14 protein-coding genes and 2 tRNA genes are annotated in these 18,908 nt (G+C 63.4%); 3 read left to right on the top strand and 13 right to left on the bottom strand.

Going from position 1 to position 18,908, the window contains the following annotated elements; translation table 11 throughout:
- Nucleotides 1–4: 4 nt before the first annotated feature.
- Complete coding sequence (locus tag Q6A48_RS18705) at nucleotides 5–931, bottom strand: LysR family transcriptional regulator (protein WP_304555695.1); 927 nt, start codon at nucleotides 929–931, stop codon at nucleotides 5–7.
- A gap of 121 nt (nucleotides 932–1,052) precedes the next feature.
- Here Q6A48_RS18705 and fpr point away from each other — a divergent pair, with 121 nt between their 5' ends.
- Nucleotides 1,053–1,832, top strand: coding sequence for a ferredoxin-NADP reductase (gene fpr, locus Q6A48_RS18710; protein WP_003198368.1), 780 nt, complete (start codon nucleotides 1,053–1,055; stop codon nucleotides 1,830–1,832).
- 204 nt (nucleotides 1,833–2,036) lie between these two features.
- Here the strand turns inward: fpr and tsaA are convergent, their stop codons facing one another.
- The 5 genes from tsaA to rimO form a co-directional block, all read right to left on the bottom strand.
- On the bottom strand, nucleotides 2,037–2,735 hold the full coding sequence (tsaA, locus tag Q6A48_RS18715) for a tRNA (N6-threonylcarbamoyladenosine(37)-N6)-methyltransferase TrmO (RefSeq protein ID WP_304555697.1): 699 nt from the start codon (nucleotides 2,733–2,735) through the stop codon (nucleotides 2,037–2,039).
- A gap of 4 nt (nucleotides 2,736–2,739) precedes the next feature.
- Nucleotides 2,740–3,201, bottom strand: coding sequence for a YehS family protein (locus tag Q6A48_RS18720; protein WP_304555698.1), 462 nt, complete (start codon nucleotides 3,199–3,201; stop codon nucleotides 2,740–2,742).
- 56 nt (nucleotides 3,202–3,257) lie between these two features.
- On the bottom strand, nucleotides 3,258–3,968 hold the full coding sequence (locus tag Q6A48_RS18725; protein WP_304555699.1) for an rRNA pseudouridine synthase: 711 nt from the start codon (nucleotides 3,966–3,968) through the stop codon (nucleotides 3,258–3,260).
- Between the two features lie 83 nt (nucleotides 3,969–4,051).
- Entirely contained in the window at nucleotides 4,052–4,525 is a 474-nt protein-coding gene (locus tag Q6A48_RS18730; RefSeq protein WP_304555700.1) for a GNAT family N-acetyltransferase, read from the bottom strand.
- Nucleotides 4,526–4,799: 274 nt separating this feature from the next.
- The gene (gene rimO / locus Q6A48_RS18735; protein WP_304555701.1) at nucleotides 4,800–6,140 is read right to left on the bottom strand and encodes a 30S ribosomal protein S12 methylthiotransferase RimO; all 1,341 of its coding nucleotides are present in this window, start codon (nucleotides 6,138–6,140) and stop codon (nucleotides 4,800–4,802) included.
- A gap of 333 nt (nucleotides 6,141–6,473) precedes the next feature.
- Between rimO and Q6A48_RS18740 the strand changes: the two genes are divergently transcribed.
- Nucleotides 6,474–8,315 (top strand): potassium transporter Kup, encoded by a 1,842-nt coding sequence (locus tag Q6A48_RS18740; RefSeq protein ID WP_369811714.1) that lies wholly within the window; start codon nucleotides 6,474–6,476, stop codon nucleotides 8,313–8,315.
- Nucleotides 8,316–8,508: 193 nt separating this feature from the next.
- On the opposite strand, the gene Q6A48_RS18745 is transcribed toward Q6A48_RS18740, so the two are convergent.
- The 4 genes from Q6A48_RS18745 to Q6A48_RS18760 all read right to left on the bottom strand — a co-directional run bounded on the left by Q6A48_RS18745 (nucleotide 8,509) and on the right by Q6A48_RS18760 (nucleotide 12,976).
- Entirely contained in the window at nucleotides 8,509–9,798 is a 1,290-nt protein-coding gene (locus tag Q6A48_RS18745) for a virulence factor family protein (RefSeq protein ID WP_304555703.1), read from the bottom strand.
- Nucleotides 9,798–12,440, bottom strand: coding sequence for a bifunctional lysylphosphatidylglycerol flippase/synthetase MprF (mprF, locus tag Q6A48_RS18750; protein ID WP_304555704.1), 2,643 nt, complete (start codon nucleotides 12,438–12,440; stop codon nucleotides 9,798–9,800). Before mprF ends, Q6A48_RS18745 begins: the two co-directional genes overlap by 1 nt.
- Before the next feature lie 151 nt (nucleotides 12,441–12,591).
- Nucleotides 12,592–12,668, bottom strand: a tRNA-Met gene (locus Q6A48_RS18755).
- Between the two features lie 231 nt (nucleotides 12,669–12,899).
- Nucleotides 12,900–12,976 (bottom strand) — tRNA-Met (locus Q6A48_RS18760).
- Nucleotides 12,977–13,258: 282 nt separating this feature from the next.
- Between Q6A48_RS18760 and dinB the strand changes: the two genes are divergently transcribed.
- Nucleotides 13,259–14,320, top strand: a complete 1,062-nt coding sequence (gene dinB, locus Q6A48_RS18765; RefSeq protein ID WP_304555705.1) for a DNA polymerase IV — start codon at nucleotides 13,259–13,261, stop codon at nucleotides 14,318–14,320.
- A 185-nt stretch (nucleotides 14,321–14,505) separates the two neighbouring features.
- Here the strand turns inward: dinB and Q6A48_RS18770 are convergent, their stop codons facing one another.
- The 3 genes from Q6A48_RS18770 to Q6A48_RS18780 form a co-directional block, all read right to left on the bottom strand.
- Nucleotides 14,506–15,459: a hypothetical protein gene (locus tag Q6A48_RS18770; RefSeq protein WP_304555707.1), complete on the bottom strand. Its 954-nt coding sequence runs from the start codon at nucleotides 15,457–15,459 to the stop codon at nucleotides 14,506–14,508.
- 17 nt (nucleotides 15,460–15,476) lie between these two features.
- Nucleotides 15,477–17,192 carry a proline--tRNA ligase gene (locus Q6A48_RS18775; RefSeq protein WP_304555709.1) on the bottom strand — a complete coding sequence of 572 codons (1,716 nt, stop codon included), beginning with the start codon at nucleotides 17,190–17,192 and terminating at the stop codon, nucleotides 15,477–15,479.
- 128 nt (nucleotides 17,193–17,320) lie between these two features.
- Entirely contained in the window at nucleotides 17,321–18,880 is a 1,560-nt protein-coding gene (locus Q6A48_RS18780; RefSeq protein ID WP_304555710.1) for an AmpG family muropeptide MFS transporter, read from the bottom strand.
- Nucleotides 18,881–18,908: the final 28 nt, after the last annotated feature.

The raw sequence follows: 18,908 nt of genomic DNA on the forward strand, positions 1-18,908 counted from the left end.
TACGTCAGGCAATCGCCGGCAGCACGATCTCGTCGCTGCGCTGCACGCCGGCGGTGAAGGCTCGGCACAGGTCGAGGAACTCGCGCATCGCCGAGGTCTGGTATTTCTGCTTGTGCCAGATGAAGTAGAACTGCCTCGCCAGGTCCATGTCCGGGGTTTCCACGGCCACCAGGCTGCCGCGACGGAAGGCGTCGCGCAGGGCCAGGCGGGAGATGCAGCCGATGCCCAGGCCGGACTCCACGGCCCGCTTGATGGCTTCGGTGTGTTCCAGTTCCAGGCGGATGTTCAGGGCGCTGCGGTGATGACGCATGGCCTGGTCGAAGGTCAGCCGCGTGCCCGAACCTTGCTCGCGCAATATCCACGCCTCATGGGTCAGTTCCTCCATGCTCGCCTGGCCGCGCTTGGCCAGGGGATGCTGCGGGGCGCAGAACACCACCAGCTCGTCCTCGACCCAGCTTTGCACTTCGATGTCCGGATGATTGCAATCGCCTTCGATTAGACCCAGATCAATTTCATAGTGGGCGACCTGGTGCACGATATTGGCTGTGTTCTGCACATGCAGCTTTACCTGGCTTTCCGGATGACGCTGCATGAAGCCGCCGATCAGCAGGGTCGCCAGGTAGTTGCCGATGGTCAGGGTCGCGCCGACCGCCAACGAGCCGAACCCGGACTTGCCGTTGAGCAGGTCCTCGATCTCCTTGGCCTGGTCCAGCAGCGCCACCGCCTGGGGCAGCAGTTGCTTGCCCAGGGCATTGAGGCTCAGGCGCTTGCCGGCGCGGTCGAACAGTTGGCAGCTCGATTGCCGCTCCAGTTCGGTGATAGAGGTGCTGGCCGCCGATTGCGACAGATTGAGCAGGCCCGCCGCGCGAGACACGCTCTCCTGCTGGGCGACGGCGACGAAGACTTGAAGTTGACGTAGAGTAAATCGCATATCTATATAACCGATAACCCTTATCTTGATAATTCAGTTAACAGATATTGTCGCCGCCATTAGAATGCGATGCAATTGCGCACCTTGACGACGCAGGCATCATTCCCAGGAGTCCCCGTACATGAGCAACATGAACCACGAGCGTGTCCTCAGTGTTCATCACTGGAACGACACACTGTTCAGCTTCAAGTGCACCCGCGATCCGGGCCTGCGCTTCGAGAACGGTCAGTTCGTGATGATCGGCCTGCAGCAACCCAATGGCCGCCCGCTTATGCGCGCTTACTCGATCGCCAGCCCGAACTGGGAAGAGCATCTCGAATTCTTCAGCATCAAGGTACCCGACGGCCCGCTGACTTCCCAGTTGCAGCACCTGAAGGAAGGCGACGAGATCATCATCAGCAAGAAGCCCACCGGCACCCTGGTGCTGGACGATCTCAAGCCTGGCAAGCACCTGTACCTGCTCAGCACCGGCACCGGCCTGGCGCCGTTCATGAGCGTCATCCAGGACCCGGAAACCTACGAGCGTTTCGAAAAGGTGATCCTGTGCCACGGCGTTCGCTACGTCAATGAAGTCGCCTACCGCGAGTTCATCACCGAGCACCTGCCGCAGAACGAATTCTTCGGCGAGGCCCTGCGCGAGAAGCTGATCTACTACCCGACCGTGACCCGCGAGCCCTTCGAGAACGAAGGCCGCCTGACCGACCTGATGCGCAGCGGCAAGCTGTTCCGCGACATCGGACTGCCGCCGATCAACCCGCAGGACGACCGCGCCATGTTGTGCGGCAGCCCGAGCATGCTCGACGAGACCAGCGAAGTGCTCAACAGCTTCGGCCTGACCGTTTCGCCGCGTATGCGCGAGCCGGGCGACTACCTGATCGAGCGGGCGTTCGTAGAGAAGTAAGCTGTATTTGTGGCGACTGAAAGATCGCTATCGCGAGCAAGCTCGCTCCCACAGTTGATCTGTGTTGTTCATGGAGTTTCACTTAACACAAATCCCTGTGGGAGCGAGCCTGCTCGCGATAGCCGCGACTCGATTCAGCTGATAGCCACAAAAAAAGCCCGCGCCGCCTGATAAGGGCCGCGCGGGCTTTTTCGTTTCTGGCGGCTACGGGTTCGCCGGGACCACTTCCAGCACCCGGATCAACCCCGGCTGCGGATAATGCCAACGAACATCCAGGTCCCAGAATTGCGCGCCATATTCCCGTTCGGGCGCAGGCACCTGGTACGCCGGGCGTGGGTCCTGGGCCAGGCATTGTTCGATCAACTCCACCAAGGGCTCCTGCAGGCGCATGGCATGGTCGCGGGCTTGCAGCAGGGCGGTGTCCGCCCAGTGCACCGGGACCAGCCCGGGCGCCGCGCTGGCGATGGCGTTCGTGGCTGCGCCGATGATGTCGGCGTAGGGCACGTAGGGCTTGATGTCCAGCACGGGGGTGCCGTCCAGCAAGTCGATGCCCGAAATCCACAGGCGCCCGGCTTCCACCCGTTCCAGCTTGACCACCGACTGGCCGATGCCGTTGGGGCGATGGGTGGCGCGGGTGGCGAACACGCCCATGGATTTGTTGCCGCCCAGGCGCGGCGGGCGCACCTTCAACCGCGGTTTGTCTTCCAGGGCCTGGTGGAACAGGAACAGCAGCCAGACATGACTGACCTGTTCCAACCCCTGCACCGCGTCCCCCTGGTCGAACGGCGCCACCAGCTCCAGCACGCCGCGTGCGGCAGGGGCCAGTTGCGGTTGGCGGGGGATGGCGAACTTCTCCTTGAAGCAGGAGCGGACGAAGCCGATGGGGGCGACGGTGTAGGACATGGGATCAGCCGCGAATGCGCAGCGTCAGCCCCTTGAGGAAGTTGCGCAGCAACTGGTCGCCGCACGGGCGGTAGTTGGTGTGGCCGAACTTGCGGAACAGCGCGCTCAATTCCGGCTTGGAGACGGGAAAGTCGGCGGCCTTGAGGATCGCGTGCATGTCGTCCTCCTTCAGCTCGAAGGCCACCCGCAATTTCTTGAGGATGATGTTGTTGGTCACCGGCACTTCGATCGGTTGTGGTGGACGGCTCTCGTCCTTGCCACGCTTGAAGATCACCAGGCCGTCCAGGAAGTGCGCCATGACCTCGTCAGGGCAGAACACGAAGCCTTCCTCCTCGTCTTTCTTGAGGTAGCCGGCCAGGTCCGCCAGGGTCACGTCCAGGCCGCCGAGCTTGATGATCTCGATGACTTTCTTGTCGCTGATGTCGAGCATGTAGCGCACGCTGCGCAGTACGTCGTTGTGAATCATGTGTGCAATCCTGATCAATCGGCAGTAGGCGCCCGGCTCGGCGTGGCGCCGTAGAATTAGAACTTTTCTTTTGCGGACAGGTAGCGCCACTGGCCCAGCGGCACCTTGCCGATGGACACGCCGCCAATGCGAATGCGGCGAATGGCGACCACCTTGAGGCCGACCGCCTGGCAGAACAGTGCGATCACGCCCGGTTGCGGGTTCTTCATGGCGAAGCGCAGGCGGTTCTCGTTCTGCCAGCTGGCCTTGACCGCCGGCAACTCCTTGCCCTTGTAGGTCAGGCCGTGGTTCAGGCGGTTGAGGCCGTGGGCGACCATCTCGCCTTCGACTTCCACCACGTATTCCTGTTCGATCCTGGCGGCGTCGGCGGTGAGCTTGCGCAGGATCTTCCAATCCTGGGTGAACACCAGCAGGCCGCTGGCGTTGGCTTGCAGGTCGGCGCTGGCGGTCAGGCGCAGGAAGTGGCCCTTGAGCGGGCGCTTGCCGAAGCGATGTTCTTCGCTCAGCGTCTGGGGCCCCAGGGACGCCATGGCGGTGTCCACGTCCATGCCGGCGGGGACATTCAGCAGCAACGTGACCGGTTCCGGCGCGGTGGCCTTGGCCTCGGGGTCCAGGGCGACCTTTTCGGTGGTGACCTTGAACTGCGGTTCATCGATCACTTCACCGTCCACGGTGACCCAGCCGCCCTCGATGAACAGCTCAGCCTCCCGACGGGAGCAGCCGACGAGTTCGATGAGGCGCTTGGAGAGACGAATCGGGTCAGTCATGACAGGGCCGTAACAAAAAGAGGGTGGGCATTGTACCTGCCTGGCGCCGGTTAATCGCGGGTCCATTTGCGCCGTGTGGCTTTTTAGCCGCGCCGGGCCTTCAGGTCGGCCTGCCTGTAGCGCATGTGCAGCAACGGGTAGGGCTGGTTCATGCCGTCCCGTTCCGAGCGGCCGATGACTTCGAAACCTTGCTTGAGGTAGAAACCCAGGGCCTGCGGATTCTGTTCGTTGACGTCCAGTTCATCGGCGTTCAAATGGTCCATGGCGTAGTGCAGCAGTTGCTTGCCCAGGCCCTGGCCACGGTGCTGCGGATCGATGAACAGCATTTCGATCTTGCCGGCCGCCACGCCGGCGAAACCGGTGATGCGCTGCCGGGCATCCCGGGTGCAAATCAGCATCACCGCGTCCAGGTAGCGGGTCAGCACCAGGTTCTTCAACAACTCGATGTAGCTGTCCGGCAGGAAGTCATGGGTGGCCCGCACCGATGCTTCCCACAGTTGGGTCAGTTCCTGGTAATCGCTCGGTTTCGGTGTGTGGATGACCGAATGCTGACGCATGCCGCCTGTTCCTTGTGCTGGATGTTCTAGGTGATCTCCATACGATAGCCGTAAAAAAGCCCCGCATCTTGTCGCAAGGCAGGGCTTTTCGGGTTTTCCGCGGCGGTGCGAGCCAATGACCTGGACAAGAACCCTGTGGTGAGGGGATTTATCCCCGCTGGGACGCGAAGCGGCCCTAAAACCTGAACTCCCGGTATTCCAGTTCGACTGATTCGCCTGCTTTGGGACTGCTTCGCAGTCCAGCGGGGATAAATCCTCTCGCCACAGGTGTGGATCAGGCGATCTGTTCGGCCCACAAGTCGTATTCGTCGGCGTCGGTCACCTTGCACCAGACCTTGTCGCCCGGCTTGAGATGGCTGCCGTTGTCGATGAAGACGTTGCCGTCGATTTCCGGGGCATCGAAGAAGCAGCGGCCTACGGCGCCTTGTTCGTCGACTTCATCCACCAGGACTTCGATTTCGCGGCCGATGCGCATTTGCAGGCGCGCCGAGCTGATGGCCTGCTGGTGCGCCATGAAGCGCTCCCAACGGTCCTGCTTGACGTCGTCCGGCACCACGTCCAGGTCCAGGTCGTTGGCCGGTGCGCCTTCGACCGGGGAATACTGGAAGCAGCCGACGCGATCGAGCTGGGCTTCGGTCAGCCAGTCCAGCAGGTACTGGAAGTCTTCTTCGGTTTCGCCGGGGAAACCGACGATGAAGGTCGAGCGGATGATCAGGTCCGGGCAGATTTCGCGCCAGTTCTTGATGCGGGCCAGGGTCTTGTCTTCGAAGGCCGGGCGCTTCATGGCCTTGAGGACTTTCGGGCTGGCGTGCTGGAACGGGATGTCCAGGTACGGCAGGATCTTGCCGGCGGCCATCAGCGGGATCAGTTCGTCGACATGCGGATACGGGTAGACGTAGTGCAGGCGAACCCAGACGCCGAGGGTGCTGAGGGCCTCGCACAGTTCGGTCATGCGGGTTTTCACCGGCGCACCGTTCCAGAACCCGGTGCGGTATTTCACGTCGACGCCGTAGGCGCTGGTGTCTTGGGAAATGACCAGCAACTCCTTGACGCCGGCCTTGACCAGGCGCTGGGCCTCATCGAGCACGTCGCCCACCGGGCGGCTGACCAGCTTGCCGCGCATCGACGGGATGATGCAGAAGCTGCAGCTATGGTTGCAGCCTTCGGAAATCTTCAGGTAGGCGTAGTGGCGCGGGGTCAACTTGATGCCTTGGGGCGGGACCAGGTCGATCAGCGGGTTGTGGTCCTGTTTCGGCGGCACCACCTCGTGCACCGCGTTGACCACCTGCTCGTACTGCTGCGGGCCGGTCACCGCCAGTACGCTGGGGTGCACCTCGCGGATGTTGCCTTCTTCCACGCCCATGCAGCCGGTGACGATGACCTTGCCGTTTTCCTTGATGGCCTCGCCGATCACTTCCAGGGATTCGGCCTTGGCCGAGTCGATGAAGCCGCAGGTGTTGACCACTACCACGTCGGCGTCCTGGTAGGTGGACACGACGTCATAGCCTTCCATGCGCAGCTGGGTGAGGATGCGCTCGGAGTCGACCAGAGCCTTCGGGCAACCCAGGGATACGAAGCCGACCTTCGGATTGGCTGGCGCGGTAGTGGTGGACATGTCTAACCTCGGTGTAGGGGGATCGTCTCTTGCCGAGACAGGGCGCCTGAACGCGCCTCTGATCAAAAAGTGCGCAATTCTAGCGATGGACGAGGCAGTTGACCAGCTTTATACCGGGAAAAACGACGAGTGCTGCGCTATGCTTCGCGCCTTTGCGCTTTACCGGTTTTTTACAGTCAATAAAACACCTGTTACGAGATGTAAAACAGCGCATGCTGCGTCATCGAGCATAGTGCTTCGTGAGAAGACAGGTCTGGGAATCAGGAGTGTTGGATGGGTCATGCAAGTAGTGAAGCGGCAGGTGCCGGACATTCGGCAGCCAAACCGCTGAGCATGCTGGTCGCGGCGGTCGGAGTGGTTTATGGCGACATCGGCACGAGCCCGTTGTACACCCTGAAAGAAGTGTTTTCCGGTGGCTATGGCGTGCCTGTCAACCATGACGGGGTGCTGGGGATCCTGTCGCTGATTTTCTGGTCGCTGATCTGGGTCGTGTCGATCAAGTACATGATGTTCGTCCTGCGCGCCGACAACCAGGGCGAGGGCGGGATCATGGCGCTCACCGCGCTGGCGCGCCGGGCGGCGGCGGGACGGGCGCGGTTGCGGACCTTCCTGGTGATCTGCGGCTTGATCGGCGCGGCGCTGTTCTACGGCGACAGCATGATCACCCCGGCGATTTCCGTGCTCTCGGCCATCGAGGGCCTGGGCTTGGCGTTCGAAGGGATCGACCACTGGGTGGTGCCGCTGTCGCTGGTGGTGCTGGTGGGGCTGTTTCTGATCCAGCGCCACGGTACCGCGCGGATCGGCATCCTGTTCGGGCCGATCATGGTGACCTGGTTCCTGGTGCTCGGCGCCCTCGGCGTGTACGGCATCAGCCAGCACCCGGAGGTCCTGCAGGCGATGAACCCGGTCTGGGCGGTGCGCTTCTTCCTGGTCCATCCGGGCATGGGCGTGGCGATCCTTGGCGCCGTGGTGCTGGCCTTGACCGGCGCCGAGGCGCTGTACGCCGACATGGGCCACTTCGGCCGCAAGCCGATCGCCCGCGCCTGGTTCATCCTGGTTCTGCCGGCGCTGGTGCTCAATTATTTCGGCCAGGGTGCGTTGCTGCTGGGGGACCCGGAAGCGGCGCGCAACCCGTTCTACCTGCTGGCGCCGAGCTGGGCGCTGATCCCGCTGGTGGGGCTGTCGACCCTGGCCACGGTGATCGCCTCGCAAGCGGTGATTTCCGGGGCCTTCTCCCTGACGCGCCAGGCGATCCAGCTCGGCTACATCCCGCGCATGTACATCCAGCACACCTCCAGTGCCGAGCAGGGCCAGATCTACATCGGCGCGGTGAACTGGTCGCTGATGGTCGGCGTGGTGCTGCTGGTGCTGGGCTTCGAATCCTCGGGCGCGCTGGCGTCGGCCTATGGCGTGGCGGTGACGGGCACGATGCTGATGACCACGATCCTGGTCTCGGCGGTGATGCTGCTGTTGTGGAAATGGCCGCCGTTGCTGGCGGTGCCGGTGCTGCTCGGCTTCCTCCTGGTGGACGGCCTGTACTTCGCCGCCAACGTGCCGAAGATCATCCAGGGCGGCGCCTTCCCGGTCATCGCCGGTATTGCCCTGTTCGTGCTGATGACCACCTGGAAGCGCGGCAAGCAATTGCTGGTGGAGCGCCTGGACGAAGGCGCGCTGCCGCTGCCGATCTTTATCAGCAGCATCCGCGTCCAGCCTCCCCATCGCGTGCAGGGCACCGCGGTGTTCCTGACCGCCCGTTCGGACGCGGTGCCCCATGCGTTGTTGCACAACCTGCTGCACAACCAGGTGCTGCATGAGCAAGTGGTGCTGCTGACGGTGGTGTACGAAGACATTCCCCGGGTGCCGCCGCAACGCCGCTTCGAAGTCGATGCCTACGGCGAAGGGTTCTTCCGGGTGATCCTGCACTTCGGCTTCACCGATGAGCCGGATGTCCCGCTGGCGCTCAAGCTCTGCCATCTGGATGACCTGGACTTCAGCCCGATGCGCACCACCTACTTCCTCAGCCGCGAGACGGTCATCGCCTCCAAGCTCGAAGGCATGGCCCGCTGGCGCGAGTTGCTGTTCGCCTTCCTGCTGAAGAACGCCAACGGCAACCTGCGCTTCTTCAACCTGCCGGTGAACCGGGTGATCGAGCTGGGGACCCAGGTCGAGATGTGACCCGGGCGGTGAGGGTGGCTGGGAGGCCGCCATCGCGAGCAGGCTCGCTCCCACATTTGGGTTAGGGCCGGCCAGTGACATCACCCCCGGCACCCTGTGGGAGCGAGCCTGCTCGCGAAGCGGCCGGCAGCCACAATGACAAAGCCCCTGCAACCGTATGGCTGCAGGGGCTTTTTCTTGAATCTGCGATGGATTACTGGTCGGCAGGTTTGCTCTGGCGCTTGTTGATCTCATCGATCAGGCGCTTGGCCAGGGCCGGGTAGTTTTCATCGAAGTGGTGGCCGCCAGGCAGCTTGATGGCTTCGCCCACGGCGGTCTTGTCGGTGCAGCCGCTTTCATCGGCTTCTTCGCCGCCGTAGATGCACACCACTTTCTCGGCCGGCAGCTTGGCCATCTCCGGTCCGGTGGCGGCTTCGGTGCCGGCGTTGCCCAGCCAGCCCTCGACCTCGATCTCGAAACTGCCGGTGCGGGCGAAGGCGAGCAGGATGATTGCGTCGACCCGCTGCTGCTCGGTGGCCGGCAGGCGGTTGTAGATCGCTGGCAGCACGTCGGCGCCAAACGAGTAGCCGGTCAGGATGAAGCGCTTGGTGCCCCAGATCTGGCGGTAGTGCTGCATCAGCTCGGCGAGGTCCACCGCGCTCTGCTCGGGGCTCTTGTGTTGCCAGTAGTAGCGCAGGGTGTCGATGCCGACCACCGGGTAGCCGATCTTGGCCATCTCGTCGGCCACGTCGCGGTCCAGGTCGCGCCAGCCACCGTCGCCCGAGAGGAACAGGGTCACGGTGTCCCGGGCCTGGCTGGCCGGCACTTCGACCACCGGGATGGCCAGGCCACCCTTGCCCTTGTCGGCGCCCACCAGGATCTTGCGCAGCTCGTTGTTCAGCACTTGCGGCAGGCTGATGTCGTAGTCGCTGATGCTGGTCTCGGCGTTTTTCTGGTCCCGTACGAAACCGGCGCTGGTGTCGTCAGGGTTGTCGTTCCAGGCCACCAGCCAGTGACCGTGGGCCGCGCTCTTGGGCAGCAGGTGCGTGCAGCCGGGTTTTTCCAGGGCCAGGTCCACCGATACGGCCGTGGTCTTGTCGTCTTTCTGCTCGGCCAGCCAGCGCCAGGCCAGCACGGCGCCCGGGCCGATGCCGCTGACCAGCGTGGCGGGGCCCTGGAGTTCGCGCAGGCCCGCTTGCAGGGCGCGCCCTTGTTGCATGCAGTCCTTGGGCAGGATCACCTGGACGATCTGCGCCGAACCGCTGCGGCTGAGGGTCGTCAGCTGGGTGTCACTGAGCTTCTGGTCCTCATTGACCGCCACCAGCACCTGGGCACGGGGCTTGGTGCCGGGGACCACCCGGGTCATCGCGACGCCATCGGCGGGCGCCAGCTGTTCCAGGGTGGGTTGTGGGGCGGGGCGGTTCCAGTACCAGTAGCCGCCACCGAGAATCACCGCCAGCACCAGCAGGGCGGCCACTATGTATCGCCAGGAGCGTTGCATCATCAGCGTTTCACCAGTCCAGTCAGGCCGCCTGCAATCAGGGCGGCGGTATCGGCCAGTGCCACCAGCGGATCGAGTCCGGCGGGCACGGCCATGTAGCGAGGTTCCCAGTCAGGCTGGAATTTGTCTTTGAAGCGGCGCAGTCCCTGGAAGTTGTAGAGCTGCTCGCCACGGCGGAACACCATCGAACCCAGGCGCTGGGTCAACGGCGCACCGCGACGCGGTTGCAGGCCCGACAGCGGGACCATGCCAAGGCTGAAGCGGGCGTAGTCATGGTTCTTATAATGCTGGATCAGGCCGACCATCATGAATTCCATGGTCAGTTTCGGTGCCTCGGGGTGGGCGCGCATCAGGTCGAGGCTGGCCAGCTCATGGCTGTGGGTTTCCAGCAGGTTGGCGAACGCCACCGGGCGCCCCTCGAAGCGAATCACCGCGATGCGGAAGTGCTTGAGGTAGTCGTCGCTGAAGCGGCCCAGGGAGAAACCTTTCTCGCGCACGTTCTTGCCGGTCAGCCAGGCGTCGGAAATGACCTTGAGTTCCTCCATCGGCGCCTGGCCCGGTTCATGGATCTCCAGCGACAGGCCGTCGCGGGTGCCACGGTTCCAGGTGTAGCGCAGGTCCTTCATCTCCTTGCCCTTGGCTTCGAGGTCGAAACGCTTGAGGTCGACCCGCGCTTCTTCACCGAGCTTGATCGCCGTCAGGCCGATGTCCATGTAGTAGGGCAGGTTCTCGGCACGCACCTGATAGAACACCGGGCGCGCATGATGGATGTCGCACAGGTCGCGGAACTGCCAGATCATCTCGGCCCGTTGCTGGGTGGGGCCGATCGGGTCGTACAACGCCACCAGGCTGCGACCGCGGCGGGCGTACATCAGGAACGCCTCGTCGTTGGGGTGGAATAGCAATGCCTTGTCGCCGGTCAGCGCCAGGCCGCCGTCAGGCTGCGAGGAGGCCATGAGGATGGTCCGGGCGCGCTCCAGTTCTTCCGGGGTCGGCAAGTGGATCACCGGCCGTGCGGTACGCAGTAGCCAAGTCAATGACACCACCACCAGCAGCACCGCCGCCCCCAGCAGGGAGCGCAAGCCGCGCGGAGCATCGGCATCGAGGGTGAACTGCCACCACAGTTGATGGCTGTAGGGCACGTCCTGGTAGGCAAACAGCAGCAGCCAGATCGAGGCACCGAGCACACAGAGGCTGGCGATCAGGAACAGCGGGGAGAAAGGCAGCTCGGTCAGGCGGCTGGGGCGATAGAACGAGCGCCGGAACACGGCCAGGAGGGCGGCGGTGAGGGTCAGCAGCGTGGCTTCCTCCCAGTCGAAACCCTTGAGCAGCGAGAGCAGCGCGCCCATCAGCAACAGCACGGTGGTCAGCATCCAGGCGGCAGACAGGCGTCGGCGCAGGCCTTGGGCGAGCAGCAGGCACAACACGCCCACCAGGCTGGCGCCGAAGTGCGAAGCGTCCACCAGCCGATGGGGGATCAGGAAACCGATGTGCTCCAGGCGGGTATCGATCTCTGGCGTCACGCCGGAAAACAGCAGCACCACGCCCGACAGGAACACCAGCACCGCCAGGATCGGCGCGGCGAAACCGGACGCCGCGCGCAACGTCTGGCGGGTCTGGAACAGCCGTTGTGCCTCATTGACCAGCAACAGGACGCACGCCACCAACATCGGCAGCAGCACGTAGATCAGCCGATAGAGCAGCAGCGCGGCGGCCAGCGGCGCGGCCCCCAGCTTGTCGGCGAACGCGGCCAGCAGGATGGCTTCGAACACGCCGACGCCGCCCGGCACATGGCTGAGCACGCCGGCCGCCAGGGCCAGCAGGTACACCAGCAGGAAGGGGCCGAATGGCGGTGCCTCGGGCAGCAACAGATACAGCACGGTGGCGGCCGCCGCGACATCCAGTGCGGTAATGACCAGTTGCAGGAACGTCAGGCGGCGGCCCGGCAGGCGCAAGGTGCGGCGCCCGGCCTTGACCAGCAGGCTGTCGCGGTGGGGCTGTTCCGGCAGGCGCCGACGATAGATGCCGATGGCCAGCACGCTGGTGAGCAGCAACACCGCCACGGAAATCGCGCCAAGCAGGGTGGCAGGCAGGTGCAGCGCGGCAGCGGCAGCGGGCAGATTGCTCAGGGTGGCCAGGGCCGCCAGTGGGGGCAGCGCGCAACCCAGCGAGAGGCTGGCGAACAGCGTCATGTGGGCGACGTCGGCTGCGCCCAGGCCATGCCGTGCATACAGGCGGTAGCGAACCGAGCCGCCTGACAGCAGCGACAGGCCAATCGCATTGCCGATGGCGAAGGCACTGAACCCGCCCAGGATCAGCGTCTGCGGCGGCAGCTTCACCCCGGCATAGCGGCTGGCCGACCATTCGTAGCCCAGCAGGATGATGAAGCCGACCGCCGTGGCAGCGAATGCGCCGAGCAGGGCTGGCCGGGGCACGTCCAGGATCGAATCGTGCAGCGCGTACAGGTCGAGCTCGCTGAGCAAGTGGCGGCAGGCAATCAATGCAATCGCGAACAACAGCAGCGTGATGGCGAGACCGATAGGCTGGCGGTACTGGCTGATCCGATCGAGCCAGCGCAGACGCTCGGCCTTGATCGGTTGTGTCGCGGTAACAGAGTCTTGCGGGTCAGACGAGTGGGCGCGCATCAATCACCTCTTGAGCTATGCGCGACAGGATGGGGGTATCCAGCCAAGTTACCAATCCCTGCGGCAGAAAATAATTACAAAAAATTTGTAATGTAGCCTTTTATAGCAGACACAAAAAAGGCCGCTCTTTCGAGCAGCCTTTCTTGATATTTGGTTGCGGGAGCCGGATTTGAACCGACGACCTTCGGGTTATGAGCCCGACGAGCTACCAGACTGCTCCATCCCGCGTCTGTGTGGCGGCATTCTACAGGCGAACGCCCGAGTGTCAACCGATAACGGCGCGTGGCCTCAAATAAACCGCTCGACCGTCCCTTTGCTGTGTAAATACTCGAAATCAAAGGGAAAATTGTCCTACAAGCAGGGTCGGCAGGACGGTGGGGTAGGCGGCTTCTGCCGAGGATGACCTGAAACATACGCGCACAAAAAAGGCCACTCTTTCGAGTAGCCTTTCTTGATGTTTGGTTGCGGGAGCCGGATTTGAACCGACGACCTTCGGGTTATGAGCCCGACGAGCTACCAGGCTGCTCCATCCCGCGTCTGTGAGGCGGCATTCTACAGGGGAACGAGCAGCTGTCAACCCCTGTGTTCAGAAAATCTGTTCAGCTTCAAGCGCTTAGCCTGGCTCCGGGACGGGTGACTGCGCTATGACGCAGGCCCGGCAAGGGCTCGCGCTCTATTGACCTGTTTGTTCCGATTAAAGGAACACATTCACGTAGGTCTTTTCGGGCTCTGTTGTGCGATCTTTCCGTACCACTGGTGCTATATACAGGTATGGGTGCGATACTGGGGCCCCGATTCGTCCCACACTCCGCTCCTTTATGACGCAACGAAAGATCATCCACGTCGACTGTGACTGCTTCTATGCCGCCATCGAGATGCGCGACGATCCACGGCTGGCCGGCAAACCCCTGGCGGTGGGCGGCTCGGCGGATCGGCGCGGGGTGATCGCTACCTGCAACTACGAAGCGCGGGCCTACGGCGTGCGCTCGGCGATGTCCTCCGGCCATGCCTTGAAGCTCTGCCCGGACCTCACCATCGTCAAGCCGCGCATGGATGCCTACCGGGAAGCATCGAAGGAAATTCATACGATCTTCAGCGACTACACCGACCTGATCGAGCCGTTGTCCCTGGACGAGGCCTACCTGGACGTTTCCGCCAGCACTCATTTCGGCGGCAGCGCCACCCGCATTGCCCAGGACATCCGGCGACGCGTGTCCAATCAACTGCACATCACCGTCTCCGCCGGCGTCGCGCCAAACAAGTTCCTGGCCAAGATCGCCAGTGACTGGAAGAAGCCCAACGGGCTGTTCGTGATCACCCCAGACCAGGTCGAGGACTTTGTCTCGGCCCTGCCGGTGAGCAAGCTCCACGGCGTCGGCAAGGTCACCGCCGACAAGTTGAACAGGCTCGGCATCATCGATTGCCTGCAGTTGCGTCAGTGGGACAAGCTGGCGTTGGTGCGCGAATTCGGCAGTTTCGGCGAGCGACTCTGGAGCCTGGCCCGTGGGATCGATGAGCGCCTGGTGCACAATGACAGCCGACGGCAATCCATCAGTGTGGAAAACACCTACGACGTCGATCTGCCTGACCTGGCGAGCTGTCTCGACAAGTTGCCGGAGCTGATGCAAACCCTCAGCGGCCGAATGGCTCGCATCGACAGCAGCTACCGTCCCGGCAAGCCGTTCGTCAAAGTGAAATTCCACGACTTCACCCAGACCACCCTGGAACAGGCCGGGGCAGGGCGGGACCTGGGCAGTTATCAGCTGTTGCTGACCCAAGCCTTCAACCGTGGCGGCAAACCGGTGCGTTTACTGGGGATAGGGGTGCGGCTGGAGGATCTGCGTGGAGGGTTCGAGCAGTTGGAGCTGTTCGAACGGTGAGGCGGTGGAAGGCCTGCACAAAGGGTTGTTTGTGGCGAGGGGATTTATCCCCGTTGGGGTGTGCAGCAGCCCCAAGCCAATCAACTCGATATGTCTGAAATATCTGAGTTGTCAGACTTTGGAGGGGGGCGCTACGCACCCCAACGGGGATAAATCCCCTCGCCACAGGGCTAATCCTGGCTTTTTCAACGAGCGCCCGGATCCGCGACCAACCGCCCGCCATCCTTGGTCAGCGCCTTCATGAACTCGGTCTGCAGCTCCGGATCGTTGCGCGTCAGCTCGATCAGGCTCTGCTCCAGTTCACTGGCTTCTTCTTCAAGCCCCAGTTCCGACAGGCGCTTGACCCGGTGCACCCACTGGCTCACCTCGTCGTCTTCCAGGTCGTCGTAGATCAGCGCGTGCGCTTCCACCAGCTTGCTGCGCAAACTGCTGCTGATGCTCAGGGACGAATCGGTGTGCACCTCGTCCTGGGCATCGGTCACGCTGATCTGCAATTTGCCGAACTGGCTGAGGTCCTGCTCGGCGAAGGGGCTTTCCAGCAGGTTCAGGCGCAGCACGCCGTTGCGGTCGGTGCTCAGCTCGAAGGTCTGCCGGGCAGCCTTGACCTCCACCGGGCGTTCGCTCCAGGGCAGGCTCGAGTGCTCCGTGCGCTTGTCGCGCTGGACTTCGTCGATGCCGGCCAGGTTCTGTTGGGCGCGACCGTGGGAGGGGACGTTCATGAACGGGTTGAGACCGGCGACCCCGTAGCTGAGCCAGTCGTGGGTCACGGTGTCCGGCAGGTTGCCCAGGGTGAACACATTGACTACGTTCGCGCCGATACCGGCGACCACGGCCACCGCGCCCAACGGGATCTCGTAGACCTCCCGCCAGGGTTGGTAAGGCGTGTAGCGGTCGTAATGGCGCGTGACCTCGAATTCGGTGACTTCGAAGGTCTTCTGCTCATTGATGCGCACCCGACGCTGCGGCAGGTCGAGCACCTTGGGCTCGCCCACGTCGATCTGCAGGCTGTGGTCGAGCAATTTGCGCTCGACCCGCTCTTCGTGCTCGCTGCGTTGGGACATGTGGTTGGCACAGCCGCTGACCAAGAGGGCGCCGCACAGGGCGGCGCCACCGAGGCCTAAGGTGTTTCGCTTGAACATGACGTCTCTATCTGGTGTCAGCGGCGGATACGGGCCTGGAGGAAAGACAGCACCTCGGCGACCGGCAGCGCTTGCGGCTCGGCCTCGGTGCGACTCTTGTATTCCAGGTTGCCTTCGGCCAGGCCGCGGTCGCTGACGACGATCCGGTGCGGGATGCCGATCAGTTCCATGTCCGCGAACTTGATGCCGGGGCTGGTTTTCTTGTCGCGATCGTCCAGCAACACTTCGAAGCCGGCGGCCGTCAGTTCGGCGTAGAGCTTGTCGGTCGCTTCGCGAACCAGGTCGGTCTCGTAGCGCAGTGGCACCAGGGCGATCTGGAACGGCGCCAGGGTATCGCTCCAGATGATCCCCTTGTCGTCGTTGTTCTGCTCGATGGCGGCGGCGACCACGCGGGACACGCCGATGCCGTAGCAGCCCATCTCCAGGGTGACCGGCTTGCCGTTCTCGCCCAGCACTTCGCACTTCATCGCCTTGCTGTACTTGTTGCCCAGCTGGAAGATGTGTCCGACTTCGATGCCGCGCTTGATTTCCAGGGTGCCCTTGCCGTCCGGGCTCGGGTCGCCGGCCACGACGTTGCGCAGGTCGGCCACGGTGGGCACCGGCAGGTCGCGTTCCCAGTTCACGCCGAAATAGTGCTTGTCATCCTGGTTGGCGCCGATGGCGAAGTCGCTCATCAGTTCCACCGAGCGGTCGATGATGATCGGCAGCGGCAGGTTCAGCGGGCCAAGGGAACCGGCACCGGCGCCGATGGCGTCGCGCAGTTCGGCTTCGCTGGCCATGACCAGCGGGCTGGCGACGCCCGGCTGGTTGGCGGCCTTGATTTCGTTCAGCTCGTGGTCGCCACGGACGATCAGGGCTATCAGCTTGCCGGGTTCTTCCGCGTGCACGATCAGGGTCTTGATGGTGCGCTCGATCGGCAGGTTGTAGCCTTCCACCAGCTGGGCGATGGTCTTGGCGTTCGGCGTGTCCACCAGGCGCAGCTCTTCGGTTGGCGCGGCGCGGGAGGTTTCCCGTGGCACGGCCTCGGCTTTCTCGATGTTGGCGGCGTAGTCGGAGCCATTGCTGAAGACGATGTCGTCTTCGCCGGATTCGGCCAGCACGTGGAACTCGTGGGAGCCGGCACCGCCGATCGAGCCGTTGTCGGCCTCGACCGGACGGAATTTCAGGCCCAGGCGGGTGAACACGTTGCAGTACGCCTGGTGCATGCGGTCATAGGTGACTTGCAGCGAGGCCAGGTCGGTGTGGAACGAATAGGCGTCCTTCATGATGAATTCGCGGCCGCGCATCAAGCCGAAGCGTGGGCGGATTTCATCACGGAACTTGGTCTGGATCTGATACAGGTTGATGGGCAGCTGCTTGTAGCTGCTCAGCTCGTTGCGCATCAGGTCGGTGATGACTTCCTCGTGGGTCGGGCCTGCGCAGAAGTCGCGACCGTGGCGGTCCTTGATGCGCAGCAGCTCAGGGCCATATTCTTCCCAGCGCCCCGATTCCTGCCACAGCTCGGCCGGTTGGGTACCCGGCATCAACACTTCCAGAGAGCCGGCGGCGTCCATTTCTTCGCGGACGATGGCTTCGACCTTGCGCATCACCCGCAGGCCCATCGGCAGCCAGGTGTACAAGCCCGAGGCGAGCTTGCGGATCATGCCGGCACGCAGCATCAACTGATGGCTGATCACGACGGCGTCGGAAGGCGTTTCTTTCTGTGTGGCGAGCAAAAATTGACTGGTGCGCATGGTTGGCCGTTGTCGGTTGCTGAGACGAGAAGTGACGGAGCATTGTACGGGCGAGATGCCCTGGCGTACAGGCGCGTGGGTCGTCGCCAGGTGCGAACGCCGGTTTCACCGGCGTCTGCTGAAGTGTCCTACGACTCTTCCGCCGGGCGGGTCGGCGTCGGTTCCACCGCTGGCGCGGCGGCCTGGCGCCGGTTTTCCTGGAACCAGTGCAAGGCGATCAGCACCAGGGTCGGCACGCCGAGCAGTGCGGTGATCAGGAAGAAGGTGTGGTAGCCGAACTTCTCCACCATGACCCCGGAGTAGCCACCGATCAGGCGCGGCAGCAGCAGCATGATCGAGCTGAGCAAGGCGTACTGGGTGGCGGAGAACTTCAGGTTGGTCAGGCTCGACAGGTAGGCGACGAACGCCGAGGTGGCCAGGCCGGAGCTGAAGTTGTCCAGGGAGATGGTGAGGATCAGCATCTTCAGGTTGGCGCCCATGTCGGTGAGCATCAGGAACAGGATATTGGTGGCGGCCGAGGCCACGCCGCCGATGAACAGGATCGGCAGGATGCCGAAGCGCACGATCAGCAGGCCGCCCATGCCGGCGCCGACCAGGGTCATGATCAGGCCGAAGATCTTGCTGACGCTGGCGATCTGGTCCTTGGTGAAGCCCTGGTCGATGTAGAACACGTTGGCCATGACCCCCATGACCGTGTCGGACATCCGGTAGGTGGCGATCAAGCCCAGCAGCAACAGCGCCTGCCAGCGGTAGCGCAGGATGAAGTCGTTGACCGGCGTGAGCACCGGCGCCAGGCCGCGACGGCCCATGGCCGACAGGCACAGGGAGGTCAGGATGATATAGAGGATGGCCCGCAGGAAGGCGCGGTCTTCCAGCAGCAGGTCGAGCAGGCTGACGCCTTCGAACAATACGCTGGCGAAGTCGGTGTTGTAGAGCTGGGTGAACATCGCCGGCACCGACACCAGCAAGATGATCAGCACGAACACCGAAGCCAGCTGGTGGGCGAAGGTGTAGCGCCCGGCTTGCAGCTGGGTGCGCAGCGGCACTGGCGGCTCGCGCATGAACAGCGAGGTTAGCAGCGCGGGGACCATCAGCACGCCGAACAGCAGGTAGGTGCCGGCCCAGGCCGAGTGCTTGTAGCTGAAACCGGTGGAGCCGAACCCTTCGGCGAAGAACAACGCGCCGGCGGTGGCCAGCAGCGCGGCGACGCGATAGCCGGACATGTAGCTGGCGGCGAGCGCCGCCTGGCGGGTGTCGTCGGCGATCTCCAGGCGATACGCGTCGACGGCGATGTCCTGGGTGGCCGAGGCAAAGGCGACCAGCACCGCGATCGCGATCAACCACGACAGGTGTTTTTGTGGATCACAGAAGCCCATGCCCACCAGGCCGAGGATCACCAGCGCCTGGGAGAGCACCAGCCAGGAACGACGACGCCCGAGCTTGCCCAACAGCGGCAGGCGCCATTGGTCGAGCAGTGGCGACCAGACCCATTTGAAGGCGTACGCCAGGCCGATCAGGCTCGCGTAGCCGATGGTTTCGCGGGCCACGCCGGCCTCGCGCAACCAGACCGAAAGCGTGGAGAACACCAGCATGTACGGCAAGCCGGCAGCGAAGCCAAGCAGCAACAGCACGAGCGTCGAGGGACTGGCATAGGCGGCGAGGGCGGCGCGCCAGGTTTTACGGGGCATGGGCTGGAGTCTGCCTCAAAAATTGCGA

Origin of the sequence: Pseudomonas citrullilanati, from assembly GCF_030580855.1 — a bacterium.
Lineage (GTDB): Bacteria > Pseudomonadota > Gammaproteobacteria > Pseudomonadales > Pseudomonadaceae > Aquipseudomonas > Aquipseudomonas citrulli.